Source organism: Azospirillum sp. UENF 211521 (assembly GCF_058780535.1).
Map to the genome: position 1 here is coordinate 713,744 of NZ_JBSNCF010000003.1, position 22,927 is coordinate 736,670.

Consider the following 22,927-nt stretch of genomic DNA (forward strand, 5'->3'; position numbering starts at 1 on the left):
CGCCCTCACCTCATGCCGTCGCGGCGTCCGAATGGGTCGCCGCGCGGACCCGGCGGTGGAAGGACGGCGGCACCACGCAGGTCCCGAAGAACATCAGGTAATGCCGCATCTTCGGGTCGCCCGCCCGCGTCGCCTCGGCCAGCAGGCGACGGACGGCGTTCCAATCGCCCTCGCGGCGGGCCATGCCGACGACCTTGGTCATCAGGAAGGCGGCGTAGGCGTTGCCGGTCATCAGCGGACGGTGCGTGCGCGCCCATTCGAAGGCCTGGCGCCAGTCGTCCACCGAATGAAGCGAGGCGCGGCCCTCGTCAATCTCCACGAAGCACAGCGGCTCGTCGACGAAGACCAGCTCCGCGCCGGGTTGATCCAGCGCGCGGAACAGCCAGCCCCAATCCTCGAAATGGCGGTAGTCCGGCATCGGCACGGCGAGCGCCAGCGAGCGCGGCACCATGATGGTCGGGGTGGCGAGATAGCCGGGGCGGGACAGCGGGCTGCGGCGGTCGATCAGGTAATCGCTGATCGGCTCGCCCGGCTCCGGCCGGCGCTGCGGCCAGACGTAGCGGCGCTCGCCGATGCTGACGCTGGTGCTGCAGGAGACCACCGGCAGCTTGGCGCCCGACGCCTTGGCGGCGGCGAGCTGCCGTTCCAGCTTCTCCGGCGCCCAGGAATCGTCGTCGTCCAGGAAGGCGATCCACTCGCCCAGCGCCGCCTGCACACCGGCGTTGCGCGCGCCTGCGGGGCCGAGCGACGCCGGGTTCTGCACGATGCGCAGGCGGCGGTCCTCCACCGCCTCCAGCGCCGCGACGGTGGCGGGGTCCGGCCCGTCGACGACGACGACGATCTCGACGTCCTTGAGCGTCTGGGCGCGCACGCTCGCGACGGCGTTCAGCACGAGATGCGGGCGGTTGCGCGTCGGGATGACCGCGCTGACGGTGACGGGTGGAGCCTCCGCCGTCCCGTTCTTCGCCTCACCGCCGTTCATCGCAACGTCCTTCATCGCTTGTACTCCAGATATTGGAAGCCCATCAGGCCGTAGAGATAACCGCTGCCGACGCAGATCTTCTGGAGGCGGCGGATCGGCCAGCTCGTGTCGAAGGCCATCACCATCGGCACCAGCGGCAGGGCGGCGATGTTCAGCGCGATGTGCGCGAGGCCCAGCGTGGAACGCTTGACCAGCGTGCGGCGCTGGCCGTTCAGCTTGGCCTCGGTCAGCGACACGCAGGTGCCGAGCCGGAAGGCGCGGCGCAGGATCCAGCGCGCGGTCATGCGGCTGGCCGGCACATGCTCCTCGATGGTCGCCTCGTCGCACCACACGATGCGGTGGCCCTGCCGACGGATCTGCTCGAAGAACAGCACATCGCTGCCGCCGGACAGGCTCAGCTCCGGGTCGAAGCGCACGCCGCCCTTCAAGATGGAACGGCGGAACAGCACATTTCCGGTCGCGCAATAGGCCGGCTCGCTGCCCGTGGGCATGCGCTGCAGGTCGTGGAAGCGGCCCTTGGTCAGCCAGTCGGGCGGGCGCTTCTCGTAAATCGGCAGGACGGGGCCGGCGACCACGGCGGCGCCGGTGCGCTCCATGGCGGTGACCAGCCAGTCCAGCCAGCCGGGGCTCGCCACCTCGTCGTCGTCGATGAAGGCGATCAGGTCGGCGTCCGTGGTCTCGTCCAGGCAGCGGTTGCGGGCGGCGGGAATGCCCGGCACCGGCTCCACCGCGTAGCGGATGGGGAAGCGCCAATCCTGCGCCATCTCCCGGCACAGCGGTTCGGCGGAGCGCGCCGGGTCGTTGTCCACCACCAGCACTTCGACGTCCAGCGGGGCGTCGGGGTTGAAGGTCAGCCCCTCCAGCGACAGCAGCGTGCGGTGAAGATCCTTCGGCCTGCGGTAGGTGCACACGCAAACCACCAGCTTTTTCGACATGATGCCTGTTCCTTCCTCACGCCTGTTCATGGGGTTCATGCCGGGGATCGGGTGCGTTTCAGCCGGGCCAGCGCGATCCGCACCTGACCCATCAGGTTGGCGGGGTTGAGCACGGCCAGGGCCAGCAGATAGAGGCTGCCCGCCGGGGCGAGCTGGACGAGCAGCAGGTCGCTTTCCATCGCCGCGACCTTCAGCCCGGCGGCGAAGAGCAGGGCGGCGGTGGTCACCTTGAGAAGATCCTTCACCGGCACCGCCAGGACGCCGGCGCGCGGCATCAGGATGGCCGCGGCCACCACCCAGCCGAGCTGGGCCGCCAGCGAGCCGTAGGCCGCCCCGATCACCCCGAAGCGCGGGATCAGGACCAGGTTGGCGCCGACGTTCAGCACCGCCGTCAGCATGGTCAGCTTCAGGATGTATCCGGTCTTCTTGGTCAGGTGCAGCGACAGGTCGAAGTGATAGATGCGCAGGATGCTGATGAAGACCGACAGGGCGACGAGCGGCATGATCGCCGCGCCGGTCTCGCGGTACGCCTCGCCGAGCAGCAGCCCGACGATGCCCTGGGCGGAGATCACCTCCATCAGCACCAGCGGTAGGCAGACCAGCAGCAGGATCGTCAGGTTCTGCGCCATGATCGGGCGCGCGGCGCGCGGGCCGGCGCTGTCGAAGGCGCGCGACGCCATCGGCAGCGTGACCAGCGAGGCCGCCGAGGCCACCAGCATGATCGGCTGCTTGGCGAGGTCGAAGGCCATGGCGTAGGCGCCGGCCGCCGCCTCGCCGATGAACCAATAGATCAGGAAGCGGTCGGCGAAATCGAGCGCCCAGCCGACCATCAGGCTCAGCATCAGCGGACCGCCGAAGGTCAGCAGCAGGCCGACCCGCTCCCGCGCCGGCCAGCGCAGCGAGATGCCTTTCAGGTCGGAGCGCAGCCAGATCGCGGTGACCAGCAGGAAGCCGATGCTGGTGCCGAGCAGCAGCCCCTCCTCCTTCCAGCCGATCAGCACGAAGGCGGAGCCGAGCGCCAGCCCGAACAGCGCCTTGGCGAAGGACTTGGCCGCGAAGACCGAGCCCCTCAGCCGCGCCCGCGACATCTGGATCGACAGGTCGAACCAGGAGATCAGGATCGCGATCACCGGCAGATACAGCACATAGTCGATGCCGTTCATGCCCGGATAGAAGGCGACCACCGCGCCCAGGATGGCGAGCACCCCGCAGGCCACCACCAGGAAAGCGGTGACCACGGTGGAGAGCCAGGCGTCCCGCTCCGCCGCGTCGCCGCCGCATTTGCGCAGGACGAACAGGCCCATCCAGGAGAAGCCGCAGGCGTTGATCGCCGCCGCCGCCGCCATCACCAGCGCGTAATGGCCGTAGGCCTCCGGCGTGACGATGCGCGAGAAGACCGCGACCGCCGCGAAGCCCAGGATGCCGACGGCGATCCGGGTCGCGAAGAAGGCGAAGCCGCTCGACATCATGACCGCGACTCCGCCACCGGGATGCCGTTCTGCAGCTTGGGCCGCCGTCCCGCCGCCGGACGCGGCGTCAGGGCGTGGGCGTGGACCGTCTTGGCCAGCCGCGTCTGGAAGGCGGTGAAGAGGAACCACAGCAGGCCGTTCTGGATCAGCAGGCTGCTTTCCGCGACGTTGCCGAGCAGGAGCATCATGGCGAAGACGATGTGCCAGCGCGCCGCTCCGCTGCGGTCGACCGGGACGATCCGGGCGATGCGCGACAGGTAGATCACATAGGCCACCAGGAAGAGGCCGAGGCCGAGCAGGCCGACGTCCAGCGTCGTCTGGATGAAGCCGTTGTGGGCGTGGATGTCGAAGCGGCCCGAGGTGCGCCAGAACAGCGCGCCCGGCGCGTCCAGTCCCGACCAGAAGGCGCTGAAGCCGTAGCCCAGCACCGGCTGCTGCCCGATCATCCGCAAGGCGAAGTCCCAGATCAGCGTGCGCCCGGTCAGCGTGATGTCGCGGCCGAGAAGCCCGGTGATGCTCTCCAGGTTCAGCAGCGCGAAGATGGCGGCCAGCATGATGACCATGGTGCCGCCGTACAGTTCCAGCGCCAGCGACCCGGCGTCCTGCCGGTGGGTGACCAGCATCACCAGGGTCATGCCGGCCATGGCGACGATCAGCGCCGTCGCGGAACCGGACATGGCGAGACAGCCGGCCATGATGGCGAAGGTGCCCAGACGCCAGACCAGCGCCATGGTGTCGGTCACCGGACGGGAGCGCAGGACGAACAGCCCGGCGGTCAGGCCGAAGGCCATGGCGTCGCCCAGGCCGTTCTTGTGGGAAAAGACGCCGCGCCACTGCGACCCCTGCTCCGCCGGCATCAGGCCGTAGCTCGGCAGGCCGATCGCCAGAAGCGCGCTCAGCACCGCCAGCACGAAGACCGCGCGGTGGATCAGCCGGGCGAGTGCGACCTCGCCGTAGGACAGGCCGACATAGAGGCCGAAGATGGTCGTGCCGACCAGGGCCACGCTGCGGCGGATGGTCAGCGACGGGTCATGCGACCATTGGCTGGACGCGATCGCCAGCACCACCATGAGCGCCATGGGAATGCTGAGATAGCGGAAGGCCCGCACGCCGTGGAGCATGACGATCCGCAGCAGGGCCGTAGCGTAGAGGCCGGCGAAGATGAGCTGCTTGATGGTGTCGCCGGAGGATTCCGGCGCGCCGCCCGCACGCAGGATGAAGCGCTGCGAGGGCGCGGACATCATCACCGACAGCAGCGCGTCCCACAGCAGGATCAGGCCGATGGCGCACACCACCTGATCGAACAGGCTGGGCGTGAGGTCGGCCGCGCTGCGCAGGAGCGGCGTCCGTGGCCGGGCGGGCGGCGCGTCCGCAGCGGGCGCCGCCGCCAGAGCGGCTCGGTTTCGCGGAAATGGCGTTGCACTCATCCTGTTCCCCCGATGAACCCTTTAAACCCTCTCCCCTCCGGGGAGAGGGAGGGGACCCACCGCATCAGCGGTGGGGAGGGTGAGGGGGTTGCGCATGACGGATACGTCCGGCACAAGGGCAACCCCCTCACCCTAACCCTCTCCCCAGAGGGGAGAGGGGATTTGCCCATCAGCGCGTGTAGTAGCGGCGCGCCTCGTTCATGCCGTAGGCCTCTTCCGACGCGTCGGTGCGGGCCAGCTTCTTCAGGTCCACCCGGCTCAGCACGACGCTGGTGACGTCGCGGCCCAGCTCGGTCAGCCGCTCGATGGCCCGCTGCACGACGGCGCGCGGCGTCTGCTCCCAGCGCACCACGAACAGGCATTCCGTCGCCGACCGGGTCAGCACGCCCGCGTCCGCCACGACCGCCATCGGCGGGGTGTCGAGGATGACGCAGTCGTATTCGAGCGAGGCGAACTTGATGATGTTCGCCAGCTTCTCAGACCCCAGAAGCTCCTGCGGGTGGTCGCAATGCGGGCGGCCGACGACGTAGTGCAGTCCGCTGCGGCCATCCACCTGGACCACGTCCTGCCATTCCGCCTTGCCGACGATCAGGTCGCTCAGGTCGCCCGGGGCGTTGTCGCCCAGCACGTTCCCGATGCGCGGGCAGCGCAGGTCGCATTCCAGAAGCAGGACCCGCCGGCCGGACGCCGCCAGCATGCGCGCCAGGGTCAGGCAGACGGTGGTCTTGCCCTCGCCGGGAACGGCGGAGGTGACCATCACCACCGAACCGGTGTTCAGGGCGCCGCGGGCGTAGAGCGACACGCCGATGGCGCGCACCGCCTCGCTGTACTCCGACCGCGGACGGTCGAGGACATAGTCTTCCGGCTTGGCGTTCTTGTGATGCGGCAGGGACGGCACCAGCCCGATGGCCGGCACGCCGATCGTCTCCTCCACATGCTGTGTGTTGCGGAAGGTCTTGTTCAGATGGTCGCGCAGGAAGGCCAGGAACATGCCGATCAGCAAGCCCACGGCCAGACCGCCGCCGACGAACAGCTTCTTGCCCGGCGTCGACGGCTCCAGCGGCGGTTCCGCCTTGGACACGACGCGGGCGTCGCGCTGCTGAAGGTCGTCCTGCTCGCGCGTTTCGACGAGACGCTGGAGCAGCCCTTCATAGACGCGGCGGTTGGCGTCGGCCTCGCGCTGCAACTGGGCCAGGCGGACGTTGGCGCCCAGCTCGCCGGCGGTCTCGGCGGTCAGCTTCTTCAACGCGGCCTCGAGCTCGCGCTCGCGGGCGCGGGCGATCTCGACCTCGTTGTTGATGACCGCCATGATCTTGGTGGCTTCCTCGCGCATCTTCTGGCGCAGGTTCGTCAACTGGTTGACGTAGGCCTGAACCGCCGGATGCTGGTCGCCGTAGCGGGTGCGGTATTCGGCCAGCCGCCGGGCGATGCCCGATTCCTCCTCGCCCAACCGCTGGATCAGCGGCGAGCCAAGCACCTCGGCCGCGTTGCCCTCGGTCGGGCTGCGCGCGACGATCCGGGCGTTCTGCGCCCGCGCCTCCGCCCGGCCGCGCTCCGTCTGGGCGACGACCAGGGCGCGGTTCAGCTCGGCGAGCTGCTGCGACAGGAAGGTCTCGCCGCCGGTGCCGCCGAGGACGAGGCCCTGCTGCGCGCGGTAGTCCTGCACCGCCTTGTCCGACACCTCGACCTGGGCCCGCAGCTCGTTGATGCGGTCCTCCAGCCACTTGTTGGCCTGCTGGGTGACCTCCTGCTTGGTCTGGAGCTGGTCGAGCAGATACTCGTCCACGAAGGCGTTGGCGATGCGCGCGGCCTTCTCTGCCTCCTTCGCCTTGAAGGAGACGACGATGGTGTAGGACTGCGCGTCGCTGGTCGCCGACAGGCCGCGGCGGACGTCGGCGATGACCGCCGCGCGTTCCTTCTCCGGCGACGTCGGCTCCTTGACGCCGATGCCGGCGGAATTCAGGTAGCCGGTGATCTGCTGGCGCAGCGGCGACAGGTCGTAGCCGACGGTGTCGTTGATCCCGGCGATGGCGCGGTCGATGGCCGAGGGCCGCTCGATGGCGCCGTTGAACTCCGGATCATGGACCAGCCCCAACCGGTCCACCACCTTGGCGGCGGTGGCGGTCGAGGTGATCATGTCGATTTCGGTCCGGATCGCCGCCGCCTCGCGCGGGAGGTTGGAGATCACGGCGTTGATGTCCGTGACCTCCGTCGTGCGCGGGTCGATGATGAGCACGGCCTGGCTGGTGAACCGCGGCTCATAGAGCAGGGCACCGGTGGTGGCCAGCGCGGTGCAGCACAGGACGCTGGCGATGATCGTGCTCCGGCGCCGGCGCAGCACCTGGAGGAGGTCGCGGAGCGCGACCTCCCGGGTGCTGGCTTCGGACCCCAGGGCTCCGTCTACATGAGTGTACGCGGCCATCCCATTCTCCTGAGGATCGGTCGGTGAGGGTCCAGGCCGGCGGTCAGCCCTTCACGATCTTCTCGTCGACGATGCCCGCCTTGCCGAAGGCGTTGCGGGTGTCGACGATCAGCGGCAGCCCGTCCAGGAAGGCCTTCAGATCGAAGGAGTCATGGTCGGTGCACAGGATCGCGGCGTCGAAGGCGCCTTCCTGGATTTCCTCCAGCGCGACCGACGGCGTGCCGGCCATGCGGGCCAGACGGCGCGTCTCCGGAAGCTCCGGCACGTGCGGGTCGTAGTAGAAGACCTCGCAGCCGCGGTCCTGCAGAAGATCGATGATCTTCAGCGCCGGGCTTTCGCGCATGTCCTCGATGTTCTTCTTGTAGGCAACGCCCAAGACGAGGATGCGCGACCCGCGCAGCGCGCGGCCGAGCTTGGAGTCCATGGCCTGCGACAGCCGCTCCACCACGTAATGCGGCATGCGGGTGTTGATCTCGCCGGCCAGCTCGATGAAGCGGGTGGCGACGTCGAACTCGCGGGCCTTCCAGGTCAGGTAGAAGGGGTCGATCGGGATGCAGTGACCGCCCAGGCCGGGGCCGGGGTAGAAGGGCATGTAGCCGAAGGGCTTCGTCTTGGCGCCCTCGATCACTTCCCACACGTCGATGCCCATCGCGTCGTAGACGACCTTCAGCTCGTTGACGAGCGCGATGTTGACGCAGCGGAAGATGTTCTCGGTCAGCTTCACCGCCTCGGCCGCTTCCAGCGACGAGACCGGGATCACACGCTCCAGCGCACGGCCGTACATCGAGCAGGCGATGCGCAGGGCGTTGGGGTCCTCGCCGCCGACGATCTTCGGGATGCGGGCGGTGGTGAAGGTCTCGTTGCCCGGGTCCTCGCGCTCCGGCGAGAAGGCCAGCAGGAAGTCCGTGCCGCTGACGAGGCCGGTCTTCTCCAGGATCGGGCGCACGACTTCGCGCGTCGTGCCGGGGTAGGTGGTCGATTCGAGGACGATCAGCTGGCCGGGGCGCATCACCTGGGCGATCTGCCGGGTGGTGACCTCGATGCAGCTCATGTCCGGCTCGCGGTTGCGAGTGAGCGGCGTCGGCACGCAGATGACGATGGCGTCCATGTCGGCCAGCGACTGGAAGTTCGCCGTGGCCGTGAAGCGGCCCTCCTCGATCATGCCGCGGACCTCGTCGGTCGACACGGTGCCGATGTAGGAGGTGCCGCCGTTCAGGCTGGCGACCTTTTCCGGATCGATGTCGAAGCCCGTCACCGAGAAGCCGGCCCGCGCGAACAGCCGCGCCAGAGGCAGGCCGACGTAACCCAGGCCGATGACGCCGACGCTGGCGGTGCCCGCCGCGATCTTCGACTCCAGCGTCGCCAGAGCTTCCGGAATGCCGGACGTGCCGACCGAACCCCCGCTCACCAACAGGTCGGCAAACTCATTGCTCGACATAAGACGTCTCCTTTTCCGACTCTCTTGTTCGTAGAGGTTTCACCGTTATTCGCGCTGTATCTCTCAGATCAATTCTACCGACACAAAACCGAAGCCAAGGTCCGGTTCTGACATCGGGCCTTGGCTTTTGCTGTTCATAAGACTGATCGATCGGCGTTTCCTCTCACCGAATACATTAGGCTGCTTTGTCTAAGCACCCAGCAATCGTGATAGAAAAAGGGGGAGCCGTAAACGTCGTAAAAGGCCGAACTACCGTCAGTTGACCGGGTGACCTTTCTCGTGAGACTTTCGGGATGACCATCCCGAAAGGTGCTTTATTAATCCCTTTTGAGTAACCACGGGCAGAATAGACGAAAGGAGCCAGACCGGCGCGACAGCGGCCGGACGGCTCCTTCGCACCGCGGTCATCTCTGGACGGCGACTCCCTCCGGTTGCAGCCCGGCGGTCTCGGGCAACGTGTTGTGCATCAGGAAGCTGGCGTCGCCGTCGCCCATGGTCAGCAGCCAGTTGCCGCGGTCGGCGAACGCCTCGCGGTCGATGCCGGCGTCCGGTCCGGCGTGCGCCATCACCCGCACCGGGAAGCCGACGCGGTCCGGCACCTTCATCATGCCCATGGCGAGGAAGGTCCGCTCCGCCCGCGTGTTCAGCGTCCGGCAGATCAGGGCGGTCGCCCGTTCCGTCGCGGCGATGCGCAGCGTGTGGCTCAGCAGGACCCACAGCCACTTCGGCTCGCACAGGTAATCGACGATGGCGAGGCAGGGCTCCTTGCGCCAGGTCTCGCGGCGCAGAACGACGTAGCCCAGCGGCTCTCCCCCGCGCGTCAGGATGAAGCGGCGGTAGTCCGAGGCGCAGGGGATCGCGTCGTAGCGCCAGCGCAGATGCGTCAGGTCGCGCAACGCGATCAGCGGGTAATGCGGGGAGGCGCGCCGCCAGATGGCGTCGGCCCGCCCGTCGAACCGCCCGATCTCCTCGAACCGCGCGCCTGTCGCCCGGCTCAGCAGATGGCCGCCGATCCGCGCCCCGTGCAGGGCCGGCCCGGCGATCGTGCCGATGGTCCGCATGCGGCCCTGGAGCGACGACGCCTCCAGGCAGCGCCGCGTGTCCAGCGGGAAGACGTAGGCGGGCAGGGCGCCGATGTCGATCCAGCCGGCCTTGCTGTAGGCCTTGTACGCGGAGTCCGAGATGTGGATGGCCATGGCCAGCGGACGGCTGTCGAGCTGCGCTTCCGCCAGGGGCGTGAAGGCGCCGCGCATCCGCCATTCCGGCAGGACCATCAGGCTGTTGGCCCAGGAGGCCGGGATTTCCCGATCCCGCGCCTTCAGGCGGAAGGGAATCCCGCATTGCTGGCCGACGATCTGCCCCTGCCGCTTGCACACCCAGACCTGCGGCCCGTCCGCGTCCCGGTCGGGCACCTCGTCGAAGAGCCAGCGGTTGTAGGCTTCGTCCACCTGCCAGACCCGTTCCCCGAACATCTTGCGCTGGAAGCCGCGCAACTCCCCCTTGTCGGAAGTGTCGAAACGGAAAACGGTTTTCTTCAGCCGGTCGGTGATCGACTGACCGACGGTGCTGCTGCTGGTGCTCACATGCCCCCCCTTGTTCGAACGCGCCATCCCTTGCCCGGCCCGCGGCTCGCCCGCGGACGTCGGGGCCAAGGTCAGCGCACGGATTCCGGCCGCATTCCGGACGCTTCCTGCACGGTTCCTCCTGGCTGTTGAATCGCGGTCGTCCCGCTCCGGGATTCGGCCTTGTTTTCGGCCTTGGCGTCGTTGCTGACCCGGTTGCCGGTGACGGCCTTATCGATGCTGTCGGCGATGATGATGGCGGCCCGCTTGCCGTTGCGGTGGAAGACGTTGTCGCGCAACTCCAGCGTGATCGAGCCGTTGCCCTTCTGGTGCTGCAGGACGCCGCCGTTGTTGTCGTAGAACTCGTTGTCGTAGACCCGGTACGTCACGTCGATCCCGCGGTTCTGGCCGAGCGAGATGCCGGCGTCGGCGTTGCGGAAGATGACGTTGCGGTAGATCTCGGTGCTGGACTTCGCCAGGATGCCGGCGCCGCGCGGGTTGTCGTGGATCAGGTTGTCGTGAATCTTCAGCGCGCTGCCGGCCTGCCCCTGGTCGTGGTAGAGGCCGTGGGAGCGGCCCTCGCCGCCGTTGATGCCGTTGTTGAAGACCCGGTTGTGGGCGATCTCGCCGGTCCGGATGCGCCCGTTCCAGCCCGAATAGACGCCGCCGTCCTTGCGCCAGCCGTTGTCGGCGATGGTGTTGCGCGTGATGATCTGGTCGGTGTTGTCCGCGGCGTAATGCACGATCCCGTAGGCGCCGTTGCCGGTGATGGCCGACCCGTCGACCCGCAGCCCATCCGACGTGCCTTGTACGACGATTCCGGAGCCGCCGTTGCCCGCGACGGTCACGTTCGTCACCGACACGTTGCGCGCCCGTGGTCCGAGCAGCAGGCCGGTGTCGGCCGCGCCGGTGATCGCCAGCCCGTCGAAAGCGACGTTGGTCCGCCCGTTCAGGCTGACCGCGACGGAGGCGCCCCGCGCGTCGATCACCGGAGCGTCGCCCTTGCCATAGGCGCCGTAGGTGATCGGCCGGTCGGTCGTGCCGGAGGAGGAAGCCATAAGGCTGCCACGCCAGCTCTCCCCACGCTCGAACAGCACACGGCTTCCCGGCGGAAAGGTCGTGGCGTTTACCTTGTCCAGCGACTTCCACGCCTCCTTCGGGCCGCGGCCCGACCGGCGGTCGTCGCCGTCCGTGGCGTCGACGTAAAAGACCGGCGCATCCTCAGCGTTCCGGCGCGCGCTGACGAGCAGCGACGGCTGGGCGGGACGCTCGATGGCGGGGGGAGGAGGGGGCAGATAATCCATGGTTCCGGCTCGCGCGGTCTTACACGGCGACGCGGAACAGCGCGTAGGCAAGGCCCCAGGCCGCCAGCGCGCAGCCGGTGCACAGCAGGGCCCAGCCGGCCCGAGAAAGATCGAGCATCGGGGGCGAGGCGCGCTCCGTCGTCGGCGTGGCGTCCGCTGGAAGGACGTCCGCAACCCCACTCAGCAGGTTCGGGCTGGCCGGCGTGGCTTGCTCGATCATGGCGATCTCCTCGCGGGGGGCCGTTTAAGCGGGGGAACCGGCGACTGAAACCGCAGCGTGTCCCTATTACGGTATTTTGTGTTACGTCGCGGACAAATAAAGGGAAATGAAAAGGGATCACGCTTAAGCGATCAGGGTACGATAACGGGGCATTCCAAAGGGAGGAATAGAACTTCTCTTTGGAATCGCCGAGTGGTGATCGCCCGTAATGCATATGAAAACGGCAAGAACTCCCTCCCCCGCGGTGGGGGAGGGAGCCATTGATAGGCCTGACCGCCTAACCGGCCAAGGCGCGCTTGATGTTGCCGGCGCCGCCACGCAGCAGGCGCTTGACCAGCTGCTGTTTCGCGGCGGCCGGGCCGTTCTCGAAGCAGATGCGCTGGATGCGCCGCTGCGGACCGCCGCGGCGCGGCCAGGAGGTGCCGAAGGTGAGGTCGACGCCCTCGCCGTACAGCTCCCCGAACAACGAGTCGTGCAGCCCTTCGTCCGAATAGGGGAAGGCGAAGGAGCCGCAGCCGGGGCCGAACAGCGCCCGGATGCCGGCCACGCTGCCCGTCACCTCCTCCTTGCGCTGCTCCGGCGTCAGCAGGCGGTGGTTGGGGTGGTCGAAACCGTGGGCGCCGATCGACACGCCCTCCGCCATCAGGTCCGTGATCTCGTCGCGGGTCAGGTAGGGCTTCTGCGTCGCCAGGAATCCGGCGGTGTCGAACTCCAGGACGGTGGCGATCTCGTCCAGCACGGCGCGCTTGTGCCAGCTCACCGTCATGACGCCTGCGGCCGGATCGGCGGCGACGGCGCCCGCCCGCGCCAGGATGGCGGCGCAGACCGCGCGGCGGGGATCGGCCTCGGCCAGCCGACTCAGCCGCTCCGCCAGAAGGCTGGCCTTGTGCCGGTAGAAGAGCGTCCCGTTGTCGAGGAAGTTGAGGTTGAGATACAGCGCCGGCCGGATGCCCTTGCGGCGCAGGATGGGCATCGCGACCTCCGCCACCTCGCGCATGCCGTCGTCGAAGGTGACCAGCAGCGACGGGCGGCGGATCTCCGGCCCACCCATGGCCGATCCGGTGACCGTGGGCAGGTCCGTCGGCTCGAAGTGCTTCAGGAGGAAATCAAGGTCCTCCGTGAACTCCTTGGGCGTGCGGGGGCGGTAGATGTGCTTCAGATGGTCCGGCACCGTGTCGCAGACGGCGTGGTAGACGACGGCCAGCACCGGGCTGCCGTAGGCGTGATGGCAGGCGGTCCCCAGCGGGTTGCGCAGCGCGTCCATCCACCGGAGCCGCCGGCCCAGCCCACCACCGGAAATCACGTCGGCAACGCTCATTCATGTCCTCCCGCAGAGGGTCAGAGGGCGAGGGTCAGAGGGCGTCCGCCCCATCGGGGGCGAGGCGCTTGGGCTGCATCATGGCGGTGTGGATCTGGGCCATGGCCTGCGCCTCGGTCGGCGTGCGGACCAGGCGGTACAGCATCCTCTTCAGGCCCGGCGGTGTCAGCCGGAAGCCGATCTGAAGCGAGGCCGTCGCCAGGAATTCCGAGTTGGTCAGGAAACCCGACCGCCAGCACCAGACCCGGAAAGCCCATTCGTTGACGGCGTAGCGCAACCCGCCGCGGCGCACGCGCTGGGCCATGCTGGTGCGGAAAAGGAGAAGCGCCTCCTGCACCGTCTCCATCCGCGCCCCGGCCTGGAGCAGGCGGACATAGAGGTCGTAGTCCTCCAGATTGCCGAAGCAGGAGCGGTAGCCGCCGATGGCCGTCAGCGCCCGCCGCCGCACCATCATGGTGGGGTGCGACAGCACGCAGTGCCACTTCATGCCCTGGCTGATCTCCTCGTGCGTCTCCGGGCTGCGCTTCACGCAGGTGATGGCGCCGGGGTCCTGTTCGAACTCCGCGTGCCAGGAGAAGGACGCGTCCAGCGACCCCTGCTCGGCGAAGGCGCGCGCCTGCGTCTCGAAGCGGTGGGGCAGGCAGATGTCGTCGCTGTCCATGCGGGCCACCAGATAGCCCGTGCAATATTGCAGGCCGTCGTTCAGCGCGCGGGCCAAGCCCCCCTGGTTGCGCCGCCGCACCACCACAAGCCGGCAGGCGTTGGACGCCTGATAGCGGGCGATGACCTTTTCCTGTTCCTCTCCGATCCGTCCGTCGACCACCAGCACGCATTCGCGCGGGAGGAGCGTCTGGGTATAGACGCTCTCCAGCGCGGCCTGAAGGTTGTCCGCCTTCTCGCCGGCGTAGGTGGCCATAAGCACGCTGATCGATTGAGTGTCCCGACCGTCCCTCGGTCCGCTCACGTGATTCATACCTGGTCTCCACCCCTCTTGTCGTGGCGACGCGGACGGCATGCGGCGGTCCGGCCACCGGGCGCCGCCCCGCGAAGGGCAACACCCGGTGGCCATGACCACGGACACCGCGGCCTGGGAATGGAGGCGTGTGCGTGCCGCCCTGTGCCCCGCTTTCGCGGCACGCGCGCGCTAGCGGTTTCGGCGTTCCTTCCCGGTGACCGTCGGTCCGGCGCCTTTGCGGCGCCCGCCGTCCTGTCCTTGTCGTCGTTTCCAGTGCCGTTGTTGCCCTGTCTCGTCCCTTTCCTCGTCGGTTCTGTGGGGGTCTCCCTCCGGTCCGCATCCCGGATTAGGACACCCCTGGCCGTCGTATCAGCCGGTGCCGATGCACGCATAGGCACGGAATAGGTCTGTGGACGCTATCAAAGGGCGGATGGCGGGTAAACCTACATAAAGTGCAAGCTAAATATCCCCTTCGCAGCGTCCCAAAGGGAAAGCCGTCTGCCACTTTGGTGGACTTGGGAGAAAGTGGGGGATGCCGCGCGTCTATTGAAGAAATAACGGCTGAGCGCCATGAACCGTCAGGAAGCGCGGATGAATTCCTGCGTCCATCATTCTGCAGTCCGGCGGCTTATTGTGCAATGCACAAGAAGATCGGGGCTGTGGAAGGCATGCGGAGGGTCTTCCCAGCCGGTCTTTTCGGTTTTGTGACGAGCCCGATGGGCAATGAGCAACCGGCGGAAACGCCAACGCCCGGCCACAAGGGGCCGGGCGCGGACGTTGCCGAAGGGGCTAAACCCCCGATCGTCAGATGATCGGGTTGGCCTTGGAGACCGAGGAGATGGTGTTGTTGGTCACCGTCTGCTTGATGCTGTCGGCGATGTTGATCGCCGCGCGGCCGTTGTTGTTGTAGAAGGTGTTGTCGTACAGGCTCAGCGTGATCGACCCGCTGCCCTTCAGGTGCTCCAGGATGCCACCGTTGTTGTTGTAGATCTCGTTGCCGTAGATCTTGTAGGTGACGTTGGTGGTCTGGTTCTGGCCGAGGGAGATGCCGACGTTCGAGTTGCCGTAGATCGTGTTGTTGTAGATCTCGGTGCTCGACTTGGCGAGGATGCCGGCGCCGCGCGGGTTCGAGTAGATCACGTTGTCGTGGATCTTCAGCGTGCTGTTGGCCTGGCTGTGGTCGTGGTACAGGCCGTGCGACCGGCCGTCGCCGCCGCCGCTGCCGTTGTTGAAGATCGTGTTGCCGGCGATCTCGCCGCTCAGGATGCGGCCGTTCCAGCCCGAATACACCGCGTCGGTGCGCCAGCCGTTGTCGCTGATGATGTTGTTGGTGAAGTACTGGTTGGCGTTGTCGGCGGAGTAGTGGACGAGACCATAGCCGCCGTTGCCGTCGATCGTGGAGTGATCGATGCGCAGGTTGTTGGAGGTCCCGCTGATCACCACGCCCGAACCGCGGTTGTCGATGATCTGGGAGTTGGTGACCTTCACGTTGTTGGCGCCGCCGTTGAGCAGCAGGCCGGTGTCGTTCGAACCCGTCATCGTCAGGTTGTCGAACGTGACGTTGTCCTTGTTGTTCAGGCTGACCGCGAAGCTGGCCCCGCTCTTGGCCTTGATGATCGGATCGGCGCCGGTGCCGTAGGCGCCGTAGATGATCGGCTTGTCGGCGGTGCCGGAGGTCGAGACCAGCAGGCTGTCCGTCCAGGTCTCGCCACGCTCGAACAGGACCAGCGAGCCGGCGGCGAAGGTGGTCGCGTTCACCTTGGCCAGCGACTTCCAGGCCTGGTTCGGGTTGTTGCCCGAGTTGCTGTCGTTGCCGTGCGTGGCGTCGATGTAGAAGACCTGCGAGGCCGGGGTCGCCGGGTAATCCGACGTGCCGCCGCTCGGGTTCGACGGGGCGGGCGGTGCCGTCGGCGTGGTCGGAGTCGTGGGGGTGGTGGGCGTGGTCGGCGTGGTCGGCGTCGTGGAGGAGGGGAAGTACTCCTTGGGGGCGGCGACGACCAGCGTGCCGTTCCACCACATGCCGGACTGGCCCTTGACCACGTCCTTGCCGTCCAGCGCGCCCTTGTCGTAGGTCACCGAGGCGTCGGTCGGGTTGACCGCGTTGCCGTTGATGGTGATCTTGTTGACGATCAGGTTGCGGTCCTGGCCGTTCACGAAGCCGTCGTTGTCGTACTGGATCTGGACCTTGTGGGCCTGACCGGGCGCGATGTCGGCGGTGAAGCTGTAGTCCTTGGCGGTGGTGCCGGCGGAACCCTCGCCGATGACCTTGCCGTCCACCATCACCTTGAAGTGGGGGGAGACGCCGCCCGCCACGTTGCCGGCGGCGTTGACGACGATCTTCGTGCCGCCCGTCACCGCCTCGGCGGTGGCGGCGGGGAAGTATTCCTTGGGGGCGGCGACGACCAGCGTGCCGTTCCACCACATGCCGGACTGGCCCTTGACCACGTCCTTGCCGTCCAGCGCGCCCTTGTCGTAGGTGACCGACGGGTCGGTCGCGTCGAGCGCGTGGCCGTTGATGGTGATCTTGTTGACGATCAGGTTGCGGTCCTGACCGTTCGCCACGCCGTCGTTGTCGTACTGGATCTGGATCTTGTGAGCCTGATCCGCCGGGACGTTGGCGTTGAAGGTGAAGTCCTTGGCGTCGGTGCCGGCGGAGCCTTCGCCGATGACCTTGCCGTCCACCATCACCTTGAAGTGCGGGGCGATGCCGCCCGCGACATGGCCGGCCGCGTTGATGACGATCTTCGTGGCGTGGTCGGCGGTCGCGACGGCGTCGGCCAGGGCCAGCGGCTGCGCGGTCTGCAGGGCCTGCGCCTGGAGGAGGGAGGCCGGCGTCGCGAAGGTATCGGCGGTGGACACGGCGGTCTCGCTGATGGTCAGATGCGCCGTGTCGGCGCCGAGATCACCGGCGTAGTTGGTGTGGTCGGTCAGATCCTGGTGGTGAAGGTCGATGCCCAGATCGTCCATGGTCTGCACTCTCTTGCTTGCTTGTGGGACGCCACCGCGTTGGGTGGCCAGCGGGGCCGGCACGCGGTCGGTGCGTCCCCTTCCTTTCGGTTAGCGCTCTAGCCTTTTGGCTTACCCCTTAAGACTAGCGGCTTCGCTGTGGCCTTAAATGGGACGATTTTAGGATAATAAATCTCAAATGCGTTGTATTTGGGCCACAGTGAGACCTATCCGCACTGGTGGCGCGCCGGTTCGGCGCTGCAACCGGCGGGAAAAGTGCTCTCGCCACCCGTCGCGGCGGCGGGACTGAACGGAGCGGTGCGCAGCCAGGGATGGCGCGGCGTTGGACAAAAAGGAGGGCGCTTCCGGAATCAGGCCATCCATTGACCCGGGTCAATCCGCCGGAGCCGGTCCGGGCTTAGCCTCCCTGCATGCATTGCAAGGAGAGGTGACATGGAGACGATGGTCTTTCTGGTGCTGGCGCTTCTGCTGACCGGCTTCCTGACCGCGCTGTCGGTGCTGGGCATGGCCACGCTGCACGCCACGGTGCGGGTCATTCTTCCGGCGCGCCGTCCGGTGGCTCCCGTGCGGGTGTCGTGACCGGGCGCTCTATATAAATAGGAGTCAGAGGGGGAGGGGGCCGTCGTTCTTGACCTCCTCCATCACCGCGTAGGTGCGCGTCTCCCGGACGCCGGGCAGCGACAGCAGCACATCCCCGAGGAACCGCCGGTAGGCCGCCATGTCGGCCACCCGCGTCTTCACCAGATAGTCGAACCCGCCGGCCACCATGTGGCATTCCAGAACCTCCGGCGCGTGGCGGATGGCCTGGGCGAAGCGGTCGAACACGTCGGGCGTCGTCTTGTCGAGCAGCACCTCGACGAACACCATCAGCCCGAAGCCCAGCCGGTGCGGATCGAGCCGCGCCGCGAACCCCGTGACATAGCCATCCTTCAGCAAGCGCCGCATCCGCTCGCCGGCGGTCGTGGCCGACAGGCCGACCCGCTCCGCCAGTTCCACGGCGGAAATCCGCCCGTCGGTCTGCAGGATCGCCAGGATGCGCCGGTCGGTCCGGTCGAGATCCGTCATTTTCACGCCTCATGCCGCCTTTGGCCGTTGATATCGCGCTTCTGAGGCAAAAACAACCGTGGAGGCACGGCGATCTCCGCGATAGTCTGCGGATGCCGCAGTGGAACAAGCAAAACATAGCGGACGCTGCGGTTTGCAAAGACGAATTGGATCGGGTGAGAGACACCGTGACCATCGACATTGGCCCCAACGCTGCGGATGGCGCCGGATCGGCGCCGGGCGGCGGGACGATCCTTCTGCTGGGTGCCGGACGCATGGGCGGCGCCATGCTGCGCGGCTGGCTGGCGCAGGGCGTGCCAGCTTCCGCCATTGCGGTCGCCGACCCCAGCCCCGCGCCGGATCTGGTCGAACTGGCCGCACGGACCGCCGTCCGCCTGAACCCGGCGGACGGCGGCGCGGTTGATACCGCCCCAGTCGATACCTTGGTGGTCGCGGTCAAGCCGCAGATGGTGGAGAGCGCCGCGTCGGGCGTGCAGGCGATGCTGGCGCCGCACACGCTGGTGCTGTCGATCATGGCGGGCAAGACGCTGGCCGACCTGCGCCGCCTGTTCCCGGCGGCGGGCAGCGTGGTGCGGGCGATGCCGAACCTGCCGGCGGCGGTCGGGCGCGGCGCCACCGTCGCGGTCGCCGAGGCGGGCTGTCCGGCCGATCGAAAGGCGCGCGCCGAGTCCCTGCTGACCGCGGTCGGGAGCCTGGAATGGCTGGCCGACGAGGCGCTGGTCGACGCCGCCACGGCGCTGTCCGGCTCCGGCCCCGCCTATGTCTTCTACCTCGTGGAATGCCTGACCCGCGCCGGGGTGGAGGTGGGGCTGCCCGCCGACGTGTCGGAACGGCTGGCCCGCGCCACGGTCGAGGGGGCGGGGGCGCTGATGGGCGCCACCGGCCAGCCGGCGGCCGAGCTGCGGGCCGGCGTGACCTCCCCCGGCGGGACCACGGCGGCCGGCCTTTCCAAGCTGATGGCCGATGACCACCTCCAGAGTTTGTTGAACGCGACCCTGCGCGCGGCGGCCCAGCGCGCCGCCGAACTGGGCGGAACCGGCCCGAAAGCCTGACCCAGAAGTCTGAGAAGCACACCCCTTTTCACCATCAGGGACCGGCTCGCCCCCGGCCTGCGGATTCGAGCGGACGACACCGATGAACAGCATGACCAACCCGATTGACATCCGGACCGCCGCCCCCGGCGGCGCGGCGCCCTTCGCGGACTTCGCCCCGCCGATCCGTCCGGCGACCGAGCTGCGCGCCGCGATCACCGCCGCCTACCGCCGGCCCGAGCCGGACTGCCTGCCCTTCCTGTTCGAGCAGGCGTCGCTGCCGCCCGGCGTCGTCACCGCGGCCGCGGCCACCGCCCGCAAGCTGATCACCGCCCTGCGCGCCAAGCCGCGGGGCCGCGGCGTCGAGGGGCTGATCCACGAATACAGCCTGTCCAGCCAGGAAGGCATGGCGCTGATGTGTCTGGCGGAGGCGCTGCTGCGCATCCCCGACCACGCCACGCGCGACGCGCTGATCCGCGACAAGATCGCCGGGGGCGACTGGCAGGCCCATCTCGGCAAGGGCGGCTCGATGTTCGTCAACGCCGCCACCTGGGGCCTGCTGATCACCGGCAAGCTGACCTCGGCGGGCGGCGAGCCGGCGCTGTCCTCCGCCCTGACGCGGCTGATCGCGCGCGGCGGCGAGCCGCTGATCCGCCGCGGCGTCGATTTCGCCATGCGCATGATGGGCGAGCAGTTCGTCACCGGCCAGACCATCCAGGAGGCGCTGACCAACGCCCGGCCGATGGAGGCCGAGGGCTTCCGCTATTCCTACGACATGCTGGGCGAGGCGGCGCTGACGGCGGAGGACGCCGCGCGCTATTACGCCGACTACGTGAACGCCATCCACGCCATCGGCAAGGCGTCGGCGGGGCGCGGCGTCTATGAGGGGCCGGGCATTTCCATCAAGCTGTCGGCGATCCACCCGCGCTATTCCCGCGCCCAGGCCGACCGGGTGATGGACGAGCTGCTGCTGCGCGTGAAGGCGCTGGCGCTGCTCGCCAAGGGCTACGACATAGGCCTGAACATCGACGCCGAGGAGGCCGACCGGCTGGAGCTGTCGCTCGACCTCATGGAATCGCTCTGCTTCGACCCGGATCTGGCGGGCTGGAACGGCATCGGCTTCGTCGTCCAGGCCTACGGCAAGCGCTGCCCCTACGTCATCGACTTCCTGATCGATCTGGCGCGGCGCAGTGGCCACCGGCTGATGATCCGGCTGGTCAAGGGCGCCTATTGGGACAGCGAGATCAAGCGCGCCCAGCTCGACGGGCTGCCCGACTTCCCGGTCTACACGCGCAAGGTCTACACCGACGTCTCCTACGTCGCCTGCGCCCGCAAGCTGCTGGCCGCCCCGGAGGCGGTGTTCCCGCAGTTCGCCACCCACAACGCCCAGACACTCGCCACCATCTACGAGATGGCCGGCAGCGACTTCCAGGTCGGCAAGTACGAGTTCCAGTGCCTGCACGGCATGGGCGAGCCGCTCTACAAGGAGGTCGTCGGTCCGCTGAAGCGGCCCTGCCGCATCTACGCGCCGGTCGGCACGCACGAGACGCTGCTGGCCTATCTGGTCCGCCGCCTGCTGGAGAACGGGGCCAACAGCTCCTTCGTCAACCGCATCGCCGACCCGGCGGTCCCGGTGGACGAGCTGGTCGCCGACCCGGTGGCGGTTGCCAAGGCCATCGCCCCGGTGGGCGCGCCGCACGCGCTGATCGCCCTGCCGCGGAACCTCTACGCGCCGGAGCGGGCGAATTCCGCCGGCATCGACCTGTCCGACGAGACGGAGCTGGCCCGCCTGTCCGCCGCCCTGTCGGCCAGCGCCGCGATGACCTGGACCGCGGCACCGCTGCTGGCGGACGGCGAGCGGGCGGGGACGGCGCAGCCGGTGCGCAACCCGGCCGACCGCCGCGATGTGGTCGGCTCGGTGACCGAGGCGAGCGAGGCCCTGGTGGCGGAGGCCTTCGGCCACGCCGTCGCGGCGGCGTCCGCCTGGGCCGCCACCCCGCCGGAGGAGCGCGCCGCCAGCCTGTTCCGCGCCGCCGACGCCATGCAGGAGCGGATGCCGATCCTGCTCGGCCTGATCGTCCGCGAGGCCGGCAAGTCGCTGCCCAACGCCATCGCCGAGGTGCGGGAGGCCATCGACTTCCTGCGTTATTACGGGGCGCAGGCGCGCGACCGTTTCGACAACGCCACCCACCGCCCGCTGGGGCCGGTGGTCTGCATCAGCCCGTGGAACTTCCCGCTGGCCATCTTCTCCGGCCAGATCGCCGCGGCGCTGGCCGCCGGCAACCCGGTGCTGGCGAAGCCGGCCGAGGAAACTCCGCTGATCGCCGCCGAGGCCGTGCGCATCCTGCACGCGGCGGGCATCCCCGCCGGGGTGCTCCAGCTTCTGCCCGGTGCTGGGGAGGTCGGTGCGGCCCTGGTCGGGCATGAGGCGGTGCGCGGCGTGATGTTCACCGGCTCCACCGAGGTGGCGCGGCTGATCCAGCGCCAGCTCGCCGGGCGCCTGCTGCCGGACGGCGCGCCGATCCCGCTGATCGCCGAGACCGGCGGCCAGAACGCCATGATCGTGGACAGCTCCGCCCTGGCCGAGCAGGTGGTGGGCGACGTGATCGCGTCCGCCTTCGACAGCGCCGGCCAGCGCTGCTCCGCCCTGCGCATTCTCTGCCTGCAGGAGGACGTGGCCGACCGCACGCTCGCCATGCTGAAGGGCGCCATGCGGGAGCTGCGCATCGGCAACCCGGACCGGCTGGCGGTCGATGTCGGCCCGGTCATCAGCGAGGAGGCTCGCGCCACCATCGCCGCCCACATCGAGGCGATGCGCGCCAAGGGCCGCAATGTGGAGTTCCTGCCGCTGCCCGCCGACACGGCGGATGGCACCTTCGTCGCCCCGACGGTGATCGAGATCGCCGGCATCCATGAGCTTGAGCGGGAGGTCTTCGGCCCCGTCCTGCACGTCGTCCGCTTCCACCGCGACGATCTGGACGCGCTGGTCGACTCCATCAACGCCACCGGCTACGGCCTGACCTTCGGCCTGCACACCCGCATCGACGCGACCATCGAGCGGGTCACCGGGCGGATCGGCGCGGGCAACGTCTACGTCAACCGCAACACCATCGGCGCGGTGGTCGGGGTGCAGCCCTTCGGCGGCCACGGCCTGTCGGGCACCGGCCCCAAGGCGGGCGGTCCGCTCTACCTCTCCCGCCTGCTCAGCCGTCGTCCCAAGGGCTGGCTGGAGTTCCGCGGGCCGGACGCCGCGCGCGCGGCCGGGCTGGCCTACGGCGAGTGGCTGCGCGCCAAGGGCTTCACGGCGGAGGCGTCGCGCTGCGCCGGCTATGTGGCGCGCAGCGCCATCGGCGGCGCCGCGGAGCTGAACGGTCCGGTGGGCGAGCGCAACCTCTATGAGCTGCATGGGCGGGGCCGCGTCCTGCTGCTGCCGCAGACGCGGACGGGCCTGCTGCTCCAACTCGGCGCGGTCCTTGCGACGGGCAACAGCGCCGCGGTGGACGCTCCGCCGGACTTGGCCGAGCTGCTGCGCGGTCTGCCCCCGGCGCTGGCTGCCAAGGTGCGGACCACGGCCGATTGGCGCGACGTGGGGCCGCTCGCCGCGGTTCTGGTGGAGGGCGACCGCGAGCGTGTGACCGCCGTCAACCGGCGCGTCGCGGAGCTGCCCGGCCCGATCCTCCTGGTGCAGGCGGCGACGGCCGAGGCGCTGGCGGCGGGGCGGGGCGAGGGCTACGACCTTGACCTGCTGCTCAACGAGCGGTCGGTCAGCGTCAACACCGCGGCGGCCGGCGGCAACGCCAGCCTCGTCGCGATGAGCTGACCTGGGAGCTGA

General features: G+C 68.6%; 16 protein-coding genes. 3 read left to right on the top strand and 13 right to left on the bottom strand.

The genetic code is table 11. The annotated features are described in order from the left end of the window. Nucleotides 1-10: 10 nt before the first annotated feature. From ACWPN5_RS27910 to ACWPN5_RS27965, 12 genes are all read right to left on the bottom strand, one after another. Nucleotides 11-997, bottom strand: a complete 987-nt coding sequence (locus ACWPN5_RS27910) for a glycosyltransferase family 2 protein (protein WP_145674096.1) — start codon at nt 995-997, stop codon at nt 11-13. Continuing rightward, the gene (locus tag ACWPN5_RS27915) at nt 994-1,917 is read right to left on the bottom strand and encodes a glycosyltransferase family 2 protein (RefSeq protein ID WP_145682047.1); all 924 of its coding nucleotides are present in this window, start codon (nt 1,915-1,917) and stop codon (nt 994-996) included. Before ACWPN5_RS27915 ends, ACWPN5_RS27910 begins: the two co-directional genes overlap by 4 nt. A 35-nt stretch (nt 1,918-1,952) precedes the next feature. Continuing rightward, a complete protein-coding gene (locus tag ACWPN5_RS27920; RefSeq protein WP_492298639.1) occupies nt 1,953-3,386 on the bottom strand; it encodes a lipopolysaccharide biosynthesis protein in 1,434 nt (477 codons plus the stop codon). Next, the gene (locus tag ACWPN5_RS27925; RefSeq protein WP_145674102.1) at nt 3,383-4,813 is read right to left on the bottom strand and encodes an O-antigen ligase family protein; all 1,431 of its coding nucleotides are present in this window, start codon (nt 4,811-4,813) and stop codon (nt 3,383-3,385) included. Before ACWPN5_RS27925 ends, ACWPN5_RS27920 begins: the two co-directional genes overlap by 4 nt. A gap of 169 nt (nt 4,814-4,982) precedes the next feature. Further along, nucleotides 4,983-7,235, bottom strand: coding sequence for a GumC family protein (locus ACWPN5_RS27930; protein ID WP_200476931.1), 2,253 nt, complete (start codon nt 7,233-7,235; stop codon nt 4,983-4,985). A gap of 43 nt (nt 7,236-7,278) precedes the next feature. Beyond that, on the bottom strand, nt 7,279-8,673 hold the full coding sequence (locus tag ACWPN5_RS27935; RefSeq protein ID WP_145682051.1) for a nucleotide sugar dehydrogenase: 1,395 nt from the start codon (nt 8,671-8,673) through the stop codon (nt 7,279-7,281). A 404-nt stretch (nt 8,674-9,077) separates the two neighbouring features. Then, nucleotides 9,078-10,256 (bottom strand): GNAT family N-acetyltransferase, encoded by a 1,179-nt coding sequence (locus ACWPN5_RS27940; RefSeq protein ID WP_492298641.1) that lies wholly within the window; start codon nt 10,254-10,256, stop codon nt 9,078-9,080. Nucleotides 10,257-10,327: 71 nt separating this feature from the next. Beyond that, nucleotides 10,328-11,539, bottom strand: a complete 1,212-nt coding sequence (locus ACWPN5_RS27945) for a right-handed parallel beta-helix repeat-containing protein (RefSeq protein WP_145682053.1) — start codon at nt 11,537-11,539, stop codon at nt 10,328-10,330. A 19-nt stretch (nt 11,540-11,558) separates the two neighbouring features. After that, entirely contained in the window at nt 11,559-11,759 is a 201-nt protein-coding gene (locus ACWPN5_RS27950) for a hypothetical protein (protein ID WP_145682054.1), read from the bottom strand. A 277-nt stretch (nt 11,760-12,036) separates the two neighbouring features. Beyond that, nucleotides 12,037-13,077: a polysaccharide deacetylase family protein gene (locus ACWPN5_RS27955; protein ID WP_145682055.1), complete on the bottom strand. Its 1,041-nt coding sequence runs from the start codon at nt 13,075-13,077 to the stop codon at nt 12,037-12,039. Between the two features lie 34 nt (nt 13,078-13,111). After that, entirely contained in the window at nt 13,112-13,993 is an 882-nt protein-coding gene (locus ACWPN5_RS27960; RefSeq protein ID WP_145674114.1) for a glycosyltransferase, read from the bottom strand. Nucleotides 13,994-14,836: 843 nt separating this feature from the next. Beyond that, entirely contained in the window at nt 14,837-16,999 is a 2,163-nt protein-coding gene (locus ACWPN5_RS27965; protein ID WP_492298643.1) for a carbohydrate-binding domain-containing protein, read from the bottom strand. A gap of 432 nt (nt 17,000-17,431) precedes the next feature. Between ACWPN5_RS27965 and ACWPN5_RS27970 the strand changes: the two genes are divergently transcribed. Then, on the top strand, nt 17,432-17,578 hold the full coding sequence (locus ACWPN5_RS27970; protein ID WP_014242013.1) for a hypothetical protein: 147 nt from the start codon (nt 17,432-17,434) through the stop codon (nt 17,576-17,578). 24 nt (nt 17,579-17,602) lie between these two features. On the opposite strand, the gene ACWPN5_RS27975 is transcribed toward ACWPN5_RS27970, so the two are convergent. After that, entirely contained in the window at nt 17,603-18,064 is a 462-nt protein-coding gene (locus tag ACWPN5_RS27975) for an Lrp/AsnC ligand binding domain-containing protein (protein WP_200476928.1), read from the bottom strand. 167 nt (nt 18,065-18,231) lie between these two features. Here ACWPN5_RS27975 and proC point away from each other — a divergent pair, with 167 nt between their 5' ends. Next, on the top strand, nt 18,232-19,116 hold the full coding sequence (proC, locus tag ACWPN5_RS27980; protein WP_492298645.1) for a pyrroline-5-carboxylate reductase: 885 nt from the start codon (nt 18,232-18,234) through the stop codon (nt 19,114-19,116). 91 nt (nt 19,117-19,207) lie between these two features. After that, nucleotides 19,208-22,915, top strand: a complete 3,708-nt coding sequence (gene putA, locus ACWPN5_RS27985; protein WP_492298647.1) for a trifunctional transcriptional regulator/proline dehydrogenase/L-glutamate gamma-semialdehyde dehydrogenase — start codon at nt 19,208-19,210, stop codon at nt 22,913-22,915. The last annotated feature ends 12 nt before the right edge of the window (nt 22,916-22,927 follow it).

Excerpts from the sequence above, each read along its gene's own strand:
- ACWPN5_RS27910 (WP_145674096.1), bottom strand. The coding sequence starts at position 997 with ATGAAGGACGTTGCGATGAACGGCGGTGAGGCGAAGAACGGGACGGCG.
- ACWPN5_RS27915 (WP_145682047.1), bottom strand. The coding sequence starts at position 1,917 with ATGTCGAAAAAGCTGGTGGTTTGCGTGTGCACCTACCGCAGGCCGAAG.
- ACWPN5_RS27920 (WP_492298639.1), bottom strand. The coding sequence starts at position 3,386 with ATGATGTCGAGCGGCTTCGCCTTCTTCGCGACCCGGATCGCCGTCGGC.
- ACWPN5_RS27925 (WP_145674102.1), bottom strand. The coding sequence starts at position 4,813 with ATGAGTGCAACGCCATTTCCGCGAAACCGAGCCGCTCTGGCGGCGGCG.
- ACWPN5_RS27930 (WP_200476931.1), bottom strand. The coding sequence starts at position 7,235 with ATGGCCGCGTACACTCATGTAGACGGAGCCCTGGGGTCCGAAGCCAGC.
- ACWPN5_RS27935 (WP_145682051.1), bottom strand. The coding sequence starts at position 8,673 with ATGTCGAGCAATGAGTTTGCCGACCTGTTGGTGAGCGGGGGTTCGGTC.
- ACWPN5_RS27945 (WP_145682053.1), bottom strand. The coding sequence starts at position 11,539 with ATGGATTATCTGCCCCCTCCTCCCCCCGCCATCGAGCGTCCCGCCCAG.
- ACWPN5_RS27950 (WP_145682054.1), bottom strand. The coding sequence starts at position 11,759 with ATGATCGAGCAAGCCACGCCGGCCAGCCCGAACCTGCTGAGTGGGGTT.
- ACWPN5_RS27955 (WP_145682055.1), bottom strand. The coding sequence starts at position 13,077 with ATGAGCGTTGCCGACGTGATTTCCGGTGGTGGGCTGGGCCGGCGGCTC.
- ACWPN5_RS27960 (WP_145674114.1), bottom strand. The coding sequence starts at position 13,993 with ATGGCCACCTACGCCGGCGAGAAGGCGGACAACCTTCAGGCCGCGCTG.
- ACWPN5_RS27965 (WP_492298643.1), bottom strand. The coding sequence starts at position 16,999 with ATGGACGATCTGGGCATCGACCTTCACCACCAGGATCTGACCGACCAC.
- ACWPN5_RS27970 (WP_014242013.1), top strand. The coding sequence starts at position 17,432 with ATGGAGACGATGGTCTTTCTGGTGCTGGCGCTTCTGCTGACCGGCTTC.
- ACWPN5_RS27975 (WP_200476928.1), bottom strand. The coding sequence starts at position 18,064 with ATGACGGATCTCGACCGGACCGACCGGCGCATCCTGGCGATCCTGCAG.
- putA (WP_492298647.1), top strand. The coding sequence starts at position 19,208 with ATGACCAACCCGATTGACATCCGGACCGCCGCCCCCGGCGGCGCGGCG.